This is a genomic window from Paenibacillus sp. FSL R5-0701, from assembly GCF_037973995.1.
Classification (GTDB): Bacteria; Bacillota; Bacilli; order Paenibacillales; family Paenibacillaceae; genus Paenibacillus.
In genome coordinates this window covers 2,237,704-2,250,093 of the sequence record NZ_CP150230.1, presented here as the reverse complement: position 1 = coordinate 2,250,093, position 12,390 = coordinate 2,237,704, and the positions used below count along the sequence as shown (strand labels likewise).

Here is a 12,390-nt window from a genome sequence, read left to right as displayed (position 1 = left end):
GTTCGTCCTTGATCCATAGTCAGATAATCACAGTTAAATGAATGCAAAAAAAAGCACCTTCCCTTGTCGTTAAGACAAAAGAAGGTGCTTTGTGTTCATAGGAGAAATACTTAGCCTTCTTTATTGAAAGGCTCGTCCGCTACTTTGATTGAATCTGTAGGGCAGCCATCGCATGCATCCTGCATATCATCAAACAAGTCGTCTGGAATAGCTTTAACACCATGGTTAGCATCGCCGTCAAAGATAACTTCTGCCAAACCTTCATCATCATAATCGTAGATGTCTGGAGCCGTTGCTCCACAAGCGCCACATGCGATGCATGTGTCTTTTTCAACCCAAGTATATTTACTCATTTACATTCTCTCCTCCTAAAATTCGAAACGTACAGTGTCTTTATCTAGAAACATATTAATACAAAGTAAGGATAATTACAAATCATTTTGCAACCACAAGTCTCTATTATCCCTTATTTAATCAAGACTTTGCAAGTTATCTTTTTGCAGGGAAGTACCACGCACTTTATGATTGCGAAGCAACACGGAAGGATCGTCTCCAAGCATGCCTGCGGTCACAACAGCATTCTCACCAAATTTATCACGTAACTGATCCATAATCCGAATGAGATTGTCCTTTTTGGGCTTCTGCTCATATTCGAACAAGTCCATCTGCACAGCGGATTCTTCTCTTGGAATCAGGTTCTGAAGTGTCACACCCAGCATGCGTACAGGCTTGCCACTACCCCAATGCTTCTCAAATAGTTTACAGGCCTCACGGTAAATGACCGTTGCATCCTCCGTAGGAACTTCCATTAGACGTGATCGGGTGATTGTCTTCATATCCGGTGTGCGGATTGTAATCTGAATCCCCTGGCTGAACATTTCGTGCTTGCGCAATCTTCTGGCTACCTGGTCACTTATATTGAGGAATACCCGATGAATCTCATTCATATCCGATACATCCGCCGGTAAAGTGGTTGTATGTCCAATGGATTTATTGGCCTCACGTTCCGCGTGAACTGCGGAGTGGTTAATGCCATTGGCGGAATTTTTGAGCCATGTTCCATTAACTCCAAATAGTTCGGTCAACATGTTCTCATCCGACTTGGCCAATTGACCAATCGTTTCAATGCCCAGTTTTTTCAACTTTTCAGCCGTTTTTTTGCCAATGCCAAACATCTCGTTGCATGGTCTGTGCCATAGAATCCGGGGTACGTCCCTCATGCGTAAAATGGAGATACCATTCGGTTTTTTCAGATCCGAAGCCATTTTTGCCAATAATTTGTTGGGTGCAATGCCAATGGAACATGGCAGTCCCAATTCATCCTTGATTCTACGCTGAATGCTCTCCGCAATCTCCATTGGATTCCCGAATTGCCTTGAACCTGTAATATCAAGATAACATTCATCAATGGATGTAGCCTCAAGTTGAGGCGTATAACTATACGCAATCTGCATGAACGCTCTTGAATATTGACGATACAAATGGAAATCAGGACGAATCACAATGAGATCAGGGCACTTTTTCATGGCTTGGTGGACAACCATACCTGTTGAGATGCCTCGATTACGAGCGGCATATGAGCAGGTTACAATTACACCCTTTCGCAGTTCACTGCTGCCCGCAACGGCCGTTGCTTTTCCTCTATATAAATCTGGTTCCTCGGCTTCATGTACAGAGCAGTAGAAAGCATTCATATCGACATGCAGAATCACCCGTCCGGCTGCAGGGTAATATTGATCCACATTTGCTGGAGGATTGCCGTCTGAAGACATCATGAACCCCCGCCCTTTCTTGCACACTAATTAATGAAACGAATTTCTTTCTTCTATAGTATATCAAACCCGTTATGTTAATTCAGTCACGAACATTTATTTTCTGCGAGATCTGATCAGAGACCGAATAATCAACCAGCCTACACTTACAAAAAGAATCAAAGTGATCAGGGCAATAACTGTATTTTCCCATACAAAACTCAAAATTGTCCCTCCTTTTCTTCCATATATTGAAATTAAAACTTAATAATAGATTATAACATACATCTTGATTATGATTACCATCCTTCTTTTTTCTCTAAAATCCGTTAATTGTTACATGAAACTGCGATTTCTATGTAGCATTTGGCTATAATGGTGCTATAATAATTAATTATACAAATTGACGACATTAGGACAAATCAGCGCATCGAGTTTAACACAGTGTAGCGTTGCCGAATCGAAGGATTCGTCCACTAACGTACTTAACAGCTTTTCCCAACTTACAATCCAAACTTTTAAAAGAGCGCTTTATCTCAAAGGAGGATCTTCATGTCAAAGGCCATTTCCATCTTCGATACGACTTTACGTGACGGCACACAAGGGGAGGGTGTCAGCTTATCGGCAGACGACAAACTCAAAATTGCCAAGAAGCTTGATGACCTGGGTGTCCATTATATTGAAGGCGGAATTCCCGGCAGCAATACCAAGGACATTGAGTTTTTCAAAAGAGTCAAGGAATTAAACCTGAACGCAAAGGTTGTTGCTTTTGGCAGTACCCGCCGAAAAGGCAGTGTTGCTAGTGAAGACGCCAACCTGAAGCGCATGATCGAATCTGGTGCTCAGGCTGCAACCTTGGTCGGTAAATCATGGGACTTCCATGTGCATACCGCTTTGCAGACTACATTGGAAGAAAACTTGTCCATGATCTATGATTCCATCGCATATCTGAAACAGAATGGTATGGAAGTGATCTTTGACGCAGAACACTTCTTTGACGGATTCAAACATAACCCGGAGTATGCTCAAGCGGTCTTGACCAAGGCTCATGAAGCTGGAGCGGACTGGCTCGTTATGTGTGATACCAACGGCGGGACGATGCCAAACGAGGTGCACGAGATCGTATCCACATTGCATAGAAGCCTGCCTTATGCACATCTCGGCATCCATACACATAATGATTGTGAACTGGCTGTGGCCAACACACTAAGCGCTGTACAAGCCGGAGCCCGTCAGGTGCAAGGAACGATGAACGGTTATGGAGAGCGTTGCGGTAACGCCAATCTCGCATCCATTATCCCGAACCTGCAACTGAAACTTGGTTATGAATGTGTTACTGAGGATTCCATGAGACAACTTACAAACGTGGCTCGTTATGTTAGCGAGATTGCCAATGTGAATATGCCGATTAATCAGCCTTATGTTGGCAATGCTGCTTTTGCTCACAAAGGTGGAATTCACGTCTCTGCCATCCTGCGGGATTCACGTACCTATGAACACATCGTGCCTGAACTGGTTGGTAACAAACAACGTGTGCTGGTCTCTGAACTTGCCGGACAAAGTAACATTGTATCCAAAGCACAGGAACTGGGGCTTGAGTTCGATCCAAACAGTGCCAATTCACGTCAGATTATTGAGAAAATCAAAGACCTGGAACATCAGGGTTACCAGTTCGAAGGTGCAGATGCTTCGCTTGAATTGTTAATTCGTGAAGCGAACGGTGACATGAAAGAATTGTTCACTTTTGAATCATTCAAAATGCTTGTGGAGAAAACGGCAGGCAAATCCGTTGTTTCTGAAGCTTTTGTCAAAGTGAATATCGCTGGAACAAGCGCTTATACCGCTGCTGAGGGCAATGGTCCAGTTAACGCACTCGATAACGCGCTTCGGAAAGCACTGGTGCAATACTTCCCTTCACTTGCCAATATGCACCTCTCGGACTACAAAGTACGTGTACTGGATGAGAAAGATGCCACAGCCGCCAAAGTTCGTGTATTGATCGAATCCAAAAATACGGAGAACACATGGAACACTGTAGGTGTATCCGAGAACGTAATTGAAGCAAGTTGGGAAGCACTCGTACACAGTTTCCGCTATGCTTTGCTTCAAGAAAAATTGCTGGATGAGCCGGGCACACTCCCTATTCCTGCTCATGGGATAAGCAACCACTAAAATGCATGTCCAAAAAAGCTTTTTTTGAACAACCTTTTAACGCTTATTTCCCGGAAAATAAAAAGGAAGCCTCTGTACCCATGATTCATGGATGCAAAGGCTTCTTTCTTTGCAGAAAATTAATTCGCAATTAACTTTTTAATCTTACGCTCCAACTCTTTTTCGGGCAATATGCCCAGAACAATCTCCTGTATAACTCCTCTGGAGTCAATCAGAACATTCGTGGGAAAAGCCACCCCATTGTATTGAGCATACACAGTCCCCTTCTCATCCAGAGGAATAGGGAATGCCAGTTGGTACTCATCCACAAAAGCTTTGGCATCCTTGAGTTTATCGTATGATGTTACATTAACACCGTAGAGGTTAAGCTTATCCTTGTATTTTGCAGCCATTCTATTCAGCTCTGGAGCTTCCTGCTTACACGGCTCACACCAGGATGCCCAGAAACTTACAAACGTGGCCTTATCTTTGGCACCGCCCACACTGTACGTCTTCCCATCCATTGCTGTCAGAGAAAAAGCAGGCGCCAGAAGCCCCGCACGTGGTCCCGTCTCTGTAGGCATGGGTTCTTCCTGCTTAAAGACGGCTGCAATGCCGTCACCCTTATTCTGCGCCAGTGCAATACCAACCAGCAACACAACACCAAGGAGTATGTATATGTTTCGTTTCATAACCCGCCACCCTTTTATATAATTAGCATATTGAAACTGAAACCGTAATTTCTGCACATGCTAAGTGTTTATCACGCTCTATGACAGTTCACCAGAACATGATTCCCCAATGTTCTCTTTATTATTGTACCCTTTTCCTTTAAAATTTTACAATCCGCATTACAGAAAATAAAATGAAAAAGGACTCCTGCCTAAGCAGGAGCCAAAGAGAGAGGGGTGAATACAAATGGCAGCACTTCACGGGCAGCAAAACGTCTTCTACATCCCTTCTTCCGTAGAACAAGAGATGTCAAAGCACATGTTCCTTTCGCTGCCACAAGAAGCCTGCGGGGTTATGCTGGGTGAAACCGCAGCGGGCGGTATACGAATCAGTCGGTTTCAGCCCATTCGTAACGTAGCACCTGACCCGCTGCACCATTTTACTCTGGACGATGCCGAATGGATTCGGTGCATATTCTCCGAGCCTAAGCTCATTGGTATCTTCCATTCTCATCCGCAGACAAGGCCTGTTCCTTCCTTAGAGGACATGCAAGCTCTTCCGGCCTTCGCCGGTTTGCTTCAAATGTACCTCATCGGCTCACCTGACCTAACAAGCGGGTTGCGATCTCATATGCAGCTCAACGGTTATAAGATTGAATCCTCGAAGGAATCGCAGGATCCGGCACAACGCGTTGTACCTTCATACAATTTGCTTCCCGTTCCGTTATGCGTGACTTAGCTGGGTATACAGATCACCCAAGGTCTCCACATTTTTACGAGTCATGTCCTCCAAGTAGCAGGACCATAACTGCGCAGTCATTTTCGAATCTTCCAGTGCATGGTGACGTCCATAGATCGGAATCCCTCTGGATTCCAGCAATTCATCCAGACCATACCCCGGCCTGCTTGGTTCAAGCCAGCGGGCCAACATCATCGTATCAATTAAACGATGTGTCAGCCTTACTTTTGAAGTCCGCCACAGAGCAGCATTCAGAAAGGCTCGGTCATGTGCACTTGCGTGTGCAATCAGAACATTTCCACCTACAAAAGACATGAAATCATGCAGCCCTTCCAGCAAAGTTGGTGCGTCCAGCGTCATCTCCTGTGTAATACCTGTAAGTTCAGTAATATGTTCCGGAACCGCAGTCTTGGACTGCACCACCGTATAGAACTGTTCTCCTTCCAGTACTACACCACCATGTATACGGACCGCACCAAATGAGAGTATCTCATCCCCATGCTGGGGTGAAAATCCCGTCGTTTCCAGATCAAATACAACTGCGTCCAGCTCATTTAGAGGTGTATGCAAAACCTCAGGTCTGCGTTGTTCTCTCATCATCGAACGGATAAACGCCATGTGTTGCGCCGTAGGGGCTCCCATAATGGAAGCGATGGCGGAAGGAACCCCTCCCTGACGCAGCGAATTCCAGAATCCTGTATTGCCCCTTGCCGGCTCTCTCATGGACGTCTCCTTTCTGCAAAACGCAACTGTCTTTGCAAAGCACGATGCACTCGTCGTACCAATCCGAGCGTATCCCTGAGCTCATAATGAATCTGTTTTTGTTTCATCTGTTTCTCATCCAGGAACCCACTGCTATGTTGCAATTCCCCTTGGATGACAACCGGTGTACTTCTGCGAAATTTCAAAGCAGCAAAAAAGGCTCGCTGGCATGCATCCAGTAATGTAAATGGAACAGCTTCAAGTGAAGTCAATCTCTCCATTCTTTTTAATGTCGATGACTCCTTGATCCCATGTTGCAAAGCCAAATAACGGGCACTGTTCACCAGCGGAATGTACAAACCATACTTGACATCAAATCCGCCTGCATGTTCACCAAATCGTTCTGTGACCACACGTCCAAGTACATTTAATGTAGCTTTATGTTTAACCGTATTGCGAAGAACTGCATCCGAAAGTTCAGGAACCAGTCTGAACTGTTCATAAAAACTCGTGATCCATTCCTCTGCCAGACTACGCTCCCCTGCAACAAAACGCATGTCTGAAGCGATGATCAGATTACGAACTGGCTCCCAATTCAGATCCGAGCTCCAACCTGCTAATTGTTGCTTCCATGATTCCAGCGTCTTTCTCCAGAGGGGCTCCGAGCACATCACTTTGCCTTCGCATTTGGCGTAACCAAGCTCTTCCAACATATCCGTCATACGCTGTCCGAGCTGAGCAAAATATTCCTCTTTACCTTCATGCGGAGTATCGCTAATGATCATGCCATTATCCTGATCACTCCATAACGTTGCTTCTTCCCTGCCGGAACTGCCAAATACGATAAAGGCATAGGGGACGGGAGGTTGGCCGAAGCCTTCCTCAACCATCCCCTGAATGCATAACTCTACTGCTTTCCGTGCAATCCGGTCATGCAGTTCATTTACCGTTTGGTACCACTCGATCGGCGACAAGGAAGCGGACAACAATTCCTGGAGCTCGTTCTGTAATATCACACGTGCCTGGCGCAGCTCTTGAGAAGACACCGCACCATCGATTCCCTGATAAGACCAGGAATAGTTTGTATACGAGATGGGTTCCATCATGTCCAGCCTCCTTGAAGCATGATTCAGCATCATTCACTTCAGGAGCTGAACGTACCACCATTGGATTTAGAATCTGCATTTTTCATTTGTTCAGGGTATCCGTAAGTACCGTGCTCACTGATATCCAGACCCATTGTTTCTTCTTCTTCAGTAACACGGATGCCCATGATCGCTTTCATTCCGCCCAGAATAATGAAGGACATTACCAGTACGAAGGCAAAAGCACCTGCCAGACCGAGAAGCTGTACGCCTAATTGGTGGAATCCACCGCCATAGAACAGACCCGCTTGACCTACACCCGCATTCTCGGCAAGTTCAGGAGTAGCGAACAAGCCCGTGGAGATCGCACCCCACATACCAGCAATACCATGCACGGAGAAAGCGTAGATTGGATCGTCAATTCCTTTACGATCGAAGTACTGTGCTGTGAAGAATGTGATGATACCCGCCAAAGCACCGATAACCAGAGCTGCCCAAGGTTCAACGAATGCACATGCTCCTGTAATCGCAACGAGTGCCGCAAGCACACCGTTTAACATGCTAGGAATATCGGACTTACCAAGTACTGCCCATGAGATCAACAGCGCAGCAACACCACCAGCTGCTGCAGCTACGTTAGTAGTTAATGCAACATAACCGAAGAATCCATCCCCCATGGCAGATAATGTACTACCTGGGTTGAATCCGAACCAACCGATCCAGAGGATAATAACCCCGAGTACGGAATACACTTGGTTGTGACCTGGAATGATGTTAGGTTTGCCGTCTTTGTTATATTTACCAATACGTGGTTTCAACAAGATGGTCGCTACCAATGCTGCAGTCGCACCAGTCAAGTGAACAACCGTCGATCCTGCAAAGTCTTGCATACCCAGCTCAGCCAACCAGCCGCCGCCCCATACCCAGTGAGCAACAACCGGATACATGATAATGGTATAAAGAGTACCGAAAACAATATATACGCTCATCTTTGCACGTTCAGCCATACCACCGCAGGCAATGGCCAGAGATACCGCCGCAAAGGCGAGGTGGAATACGAATTTAATAGTCAGTGGAACATCGGAGAAAGCCAGTGATTCGAAGGAAGCAGCCATCTTGTCACCACTCAGGAAGAATCCTGTTGTTCCAAAGAAGCTGTTACCATTACCGAAACCAAGACCGAAACCCAAAGCCCAGAAGGCAATTACTGAAATTCCCAATGTCAGGATGGTCTTACCCGCAATGTGTCCTGCATTCTTCATTCGTGTTGAACCCGCTTCGAGTAAAGCAAATCCCCCTTGCATCAAGAACACGAGTACAACAGCCAAAAACGTAAAGGCTGAGTTCAAACCACTTTGAAGTTCAATGTTAGTCGGGCCCTCCGCAGCCGCAAATGCGCTGACCGGAAAAGCGAACAAAGTAAGCATTACTAACACGGAAACCAACCATTTCTTTCTCATATACCCCACTCCCTCTTATGTTAAGTTTCTTCACATAACGTGAAACTCTTAATGTCATTATAAGCAGAAGAGAGGAAAGTTGACAAGAGTATTTTCATCAAAACTGAAAATTATTTCTGGGAATAAAGTCATACGTCTTTTTCTTGCACTTAAGTACATAATCACATTCTATGAGTACATAGATATAGAAATGCAGTATGCTGATTGCCAAAGCATAACGTTTGACTGTACGGTTAAAGATCATGTATCATACTTATTAGTAAGAAAAATTGGGCGTAGTCTAGAAATTCACAAGTGGAAACTACAATTCCCTACATTTGAACTTGCAAGCGAGGTGAATATCATTGGGGATATGAAACTTTTTCGGATTGGCGAACTTGCCAAGACCGCTGGTGTTAGTGAACGGACGATTGATTATTACACAAAGCTTGGACTAATCTCTCCCGAAGAACGTACACAAAAAAATTATCGTCTCTATAGTAATGAAACTTTAACGAGGCTTGAACGTATTGTACAGATGAAACAAGAGAAGTATAGTCTCGACGAGATTAAGCAATCTCTTGAGAAGTGGCGTCTGGTTAGTACAGAAGAACAAGTTGCCAGCAAATTGACAACGTTGGAGCTTCATGTACAACAACTTGAGCGAGAGGTTAACGAACTCAAACCGCTACTTGGAGAGATGAAACCTGTACAAGCACGTAAAATGATGGCAGGACTCCTCACCAAAAGTGCCGGTACAATGGAGGCACTAAAAATCTTGCTTGAGAACACCATGATGTAGCTTATTCTTAGAAAGCGGAGGAATGAATATGAGTTTTAATAACGGTATGTTCGTATTGATCATTATCGCCTTTTTGCTCTCTTTATGGGCGCAATTTCGCGTTAAAGGTACGTTTAGACGTTGGTCGGAGGTACCGAACCAGAACGGAATGACTGGTTACGATGCCGCTCGCCAGATGCTTGATGCTAACGGCCTGCATGATGTTCCAATTGAACCTGTACGTGGTACACTCTCTGATCACTATGATCCGATTAATCGGGTTGTACGTTTATCAGAACCAGTATATTACGAAAACTCAATCTCAGCTGTTTCGGTAGCGTGTCACGAAGTTGGCCACGCCATTCAGCATAAAGAAAGTTATCCGATGCTGGCACTACGTCACCGGATCTTCCCAATTGTGAACTTTGCATCCGGATTAGCTCCATTCCTGTTGATTGCAGGATTCATCTTCAATGCCATGAACCTTGTAGGTATCGGTATCATCTTCTTCTCCGTAACTGTAGCATTCCAACTCATCACTTTACCGGTTGAGTTCAATGCAAGTAACCGCGCTAGAGAGATTATGGTATCCGAAGGGTACATCCGTAATGAAGAAGAAAAAGGGGTTGCAAAAGTTCTGAATGCCGCAGCCTTGACTTACGTTGCTGCAGCGTTGATTTCACTGCTTGAGTTGATTCGTTACATCGGAATCTTCAACAGCCGCGATTAATTGGATACTTAATACAACAAAAAACAAAAAACAATACCCCACCGTTAATCGGATGGGGTATTGTTTTGTTGTAAACCGAAATAATCAAGCAAGAATGAACGAAAGGACTGAGCAACCAGCGGCAGTTTATCATGCGCACGATGAATTAACCCGATAGTTCGCGTTACTTTTGGATGGGAGATAGCCACATGTGCCGGTTGCAACGGATTCGTCTGGAATAACGCCATCTCAGGCAGCAGACTGACCCCCATGCCCGCAGCGACCAATCCGCGGATGGTGTCGGTCTCTTCCCCTTCAAAAGCGATCTTGGGTGTAAAACCAGCTTCCAGACAGGCATGCCATACAATAGGACGAAGAGAATAACCTTTGCTGAATAATACAAATTTATCATCCTTGAGCTGTTCAAGCGCAATTGTCTCTTCACCAGCTAACGGGTGATTAGGAGGAAGGATGGCATGTAATTCTTCCGTGAGTACAATATCACCATCTACTTGATCATGCTTCTCTGGAAAAGGAGAAATAAATGCCAAGTCTACCTCTCCCGATAACACATCCCGAATCAGCGTAGGGAACATTCCCTGCTTGAATCTGAATTTCACGTTAGGGTAGCGCTGACGGAAAGCAGCCACCACGGAAGGAATGAGATGAATCCCCAGGCTATGCGGAAATCCAATTCGAATCTCTCCATGCTCCGGGTCCAGAAACTCATGAACTTCCCCGACTGCCTTGTCCAAATCTTTTAATATACCTTCAATTCGTTTGCAAAAAAGCTGCCCCACTGCAGTCAACTGCAGGTTTCGTCCCTTTTGCATAAAAAGGTCCACGCCCAGTTCTTCTTCCAGCTGATGAATCTGACGACTCACCGCCGACTGTGCCACATGCAACTCTTCAGCAGCCTGTGTTACATGTTCCTTCTGTGCCACTTTTAAAAAGTAATGCAACTGTCTTAATTCCACTCGCCTGATCGCTCCAATCTGTTATACCCTACTTATCCTTGACTGTATTCCATCTTGAGAACGTTCTGACTACCGCTTTAAGCTGCGGGGTTTCCACAATCTGATCAACAGTCCGTAAATAAAGAATCCACCCAACAATCCGCCAAGGTGAGCCATCCAGTTGATGCCTGACATGGCGAAGGAGAATATGATCCCGAACAAAAGCAATGTGTACATCGTTTTGCGCGAAGCCTCGTCCATCATCGTTCGCTGGAACAGCGCTACATACAGGAATGCACCATAGACGGCATAGATCGCTCCTGAAGCACCTACCGAGATGGTAATACTCCCAACCGAGTTGTACCACGCAACAGCAAGAATATTACCCAATACACCGCCACCCAGGTACAATACACCATACCTTACCGACCCGAGCAACCGCTCCATCGGTGGAGCAAATACAATTAACGCAAAGCTGTTAAACAATAAATGACCGAAGCCCGCATGCAGGAACATGGATGTAATGTAACGCCACCATTCATGCGCGAACAGTTCATGATTCGTAAGTGCCCCGAATTTCAGCAGCACCATATTGTTCGTTGATCCACCGTTCACCGTTAACACAATAAACATGACTACATTGGCAATTAAAAAAAGCGACGTCAAAGGGAAATACTTCAAATAACCTTTCCAGTTCTCATAGCGAATAAATATCATAACTTTCTTCTTTCACTCCACCCTGTTCAGATCGGACTTACATCTCTGATCCATCGTAATGGTACATGTCCGAATTGGACAATGCCTTTCATAAAAGATTATAATGGATTTTGGCACGGATCACCAATTTATAAGGAGGAACATTATTATGACACAAGAACGTACAGGCGCAGCCACATTTAAAGGCAACCCTATTACATTGATCGGACCCGAACTGAAAGTCGGCGATCAAGCACCTGATTTTACACTGAGCAAGAACCTGGTTGAGGACGCTTCCCTGAAAGACTTCGCAGGCAAAATCAAATTAATCAGCGTTGTTCCTTCCCTGGATACTGGCGTATGCGATGCGCAAACTCGTCGTTTCAACGTGGAAGCTGGAGAACTAGGAGACAATGTTGTTGTCTTGACAGTAAGCGTTGACCTTCCGTTTGCTCAGGCTCGTTGGTGTGGAGCAGCTGGTGTTGACCGCGTAGTTACATTGTCAGACTACAAAACACGTTCTTTCGGTGAAGACTACGGCGTTCTGATCAAAGAATTCCAACTCGACATGCGCTCCATTTTTGTTTTGGATGCCGAAGACCGGATTACATATGTGGAGTATTTGCCTGAAATGACAGACTCCCCTAACTTCGAACAAGCGATTGCTGCTGTAAAAGCTTTGCTGTAGAAGTTATCATACGTTCAGAACA

General features: G+C 45.2%; 13 protein-coding genes. 5 read left to right on the top strand and 8 right to left on the bottom strand.

From position 1 onward, the window contains the following. Nucleotides 1–110: 110 nt before the first annotated feature. Both MKZ13_RS10535 and MKZ13_RS10530 read right to left on the bottom strand, forming a co-directional pair. The gene (locus tag MKZ13_RS10535; protein ID WP_017689369.1) at nucleotides 111–353 is read right to left on the bottom strand and encodes a ferredoxin; all 243 of its coding nucleotides are present in this window, start codon (nucleotides 351–353) and stop codon (nucleotides 111–113) included. A 117-nt stretch (nucleotides 354–470) separates the two neighbouring features. Next, on the bottom strand, nucleotides 471–1,772 hold the full coding sequence (locus tag MKZ13_RS10530) for a DNA polymerase IV (RefSeq protein ID WP_221823544.1): 1,302 nt from the start codon (nucleotides 1,770–1,772) through the stop codon (nucleotides 471–473). Nucleotides 1,773–2,303: 531 nt separating this feature from the next. Here MKZ13_RS10530 and cimA point away from each other — a divergent pair. After that, nucleotides 2,304–3,923: a citramalate synthase gene (gene cimA, locus MKZ13_RS10525; RefSeq protein WP_339183848.1), complete on the top strand. Its 1,620-nt coding sequence runs from the start codon at nucleotides 2,304–2,306 to the stop codon at nucleotides 3,921–3,923. Between the two features lie 119 nt (nucleotides 3,924–4,042). Here the strand turns inward: cimA and MKZ13_RS10520 are convergent, their stop codons facing one another. After that, nucleotides 4,043–4,594 (bottom strand): TlpA disulfide reductase family protein, encoded by a 552-nt coding sequence (locus MKZ13_RS10520; RefSeq protein ID WP_339183846.1) that lies wholly within the window; start codon nucleotides 4,592–4,594, stop codon nucleotides 4,043–4,045. A gap of 226 nt (nucleotides 4,595–4,820) precedes the next feature. On the opposite strand from MKZ13_RS10520, the gene MKZ13_RS10515 reads away from it, so the two are divergent. After that, nucleotides 4,821–5,312, top strand: a complete 492-nt coding sequence (locus tag MKZ13_RS10515; protein ID WP_339183843.1) for a Mov34/MPN/PAD-1 family protein — start codon at nucleotides 4,821–4,823, stop codon at nucleotides 5,310–5,312. Here the strand turns inward: MKZ13_RS10515 and MKZ13_RS10510 are convergent. Genes MKZ13_RS10510 through MKZ13_RS10500 form a run of 3 tightly spaced genes read right to left on the bottom strand, consistent with a single transcriptional unit; the run spans nucleotide 5,298 to nucleotide 8,559 of the window. After that, nucleotides 5,298–6,035 carry an exonuclease domain-containing protein gene (locus MKZ13_RS10510; RefSeq protein WP_339183841.1) on the bottom strand — a complete coding sequence of 246 codons (738 nt, stop codon included), beginning with the start codon at nucleotides 6,033–6,035 and terminating at the stop codon, nucleotides 5,298–5,300. The two genes, MKZ13_RS10515 and MKZ13_RS10510, sit on opposite strands and share 15 nt — an antisense overlap. Further along, the gene (locus tag MKZ13_RS10505; RefSeq protein ID WP_339183839.1) at nucleotides 6,032–7,120 is read right to left on the bottom strand and encodes a DUF294 nucleotidyltransferase-like domain-containing protein; all 1,089 of its coding nucleotides are present in this window, start codon (nucleotides 7,118–7,120) and stop codon (nucleotides 6,032–6,034) included. The genes MKZ13_RS10510 and MKZ13_RS10505 overlap by 4 nt, the downstream gene beginning before the upstream one ends. A gap of 38 nt (nucleotides 7,121–7,158) precedes the next feature. Continuing rightward, nucleotides 7,159–8,559, bottom strand: coding sequence for an ammonium transporter (locus MKZ13_RS10500; RefSeq protein WP_221823363.1), 1,401 nt, complete (start codon nucleotides 8,557–8,559; stop codon nucleotides 7,159–7,161). 352 nt (nucleotides 8,560–8,911) lie between these two features. Here MKZ13_RS10500 and MKZ13_RS10495 point away from each other — a divergent pair, with 352 nt between their 5' ends. Together MKZ13_RS10495 and MKZ13_RS10490 are read left to right on the top strand one after the other, a co-directional pair. Next, on the top strand, nucleotides 8,912–9,340 hold the full coding sequence (locus MKZ13_RS10495; RefSeq protein ID WP_076209500.1) for a MerR family transcriptional regulator: 429 nt from the start codon (nucleotides 8,912–8,914) through the stop codon (nucleotides 9,338–9,340). 28 nt (nucleotides 9,341–9,368) lie between these two features. Continuing rightward, nucleotides 9,369–10,049, top strand: coding sequence for a zinc metallopeptidase (locus MKZ13_RS10490; protein ID WP_036609646.1), 681 nt, complete (start codon nucleotides 9,369–9,371; stop codon nucleotides 10,047–10,049). 44 nt (nucleotides 10,050–10,093) lie between these two features. Here the strand turns inward: MKZ13_RS10490 and MKZ13_RS10485 are convergent, their stop codons facing one another. Together MKZ13_RS10485 and MKZ13_RS10480 are read right to left on the bottom strand one after the other, a co-directional pair. Further along, nucleotides 10,094–11,005, bottom strand: a complete 912-nt coding sequence (locus tag MKZ13_RS10485) for a LysR family transcriptional regulator (RefSeq protein WP_036609648.1) — start codon at nucleotides 11,003–11,005, stop codon at nucleotides 10,094–10,096. Between the two features lie 69 nt (nucleotides 11,006–11,074). Beyond that, a complete protein-coding gene (locus tag MKZ13_RS10480) occupies nucleotides 11,075–11,701 on the bottom strand; it encodes a rhomboid family intramembrane serine protease (RefSeq protein WP_036670140.1) in 627 nt (208 codons plus the stop codon). Nucleotides 11,702–11,849: 148 nt separating this feature from the next. On the opposite strand from MKZ13_RS10480, the gene tpx reads away from it, so the two are divergent. Next, nucleotides 11,850–12,368, top strand: coding sequence for a thiol peroxidase (gene tpx / locus MKZ13_RS10475; RefSeq protein WP_036609653.1), 519 nt, complete (start codon nucleotides 11,850–11,852; stop codon nucleotides 12,366–12,368). Nucleotides 12,369–12,390: the final 22 nt, after the last annotated feature.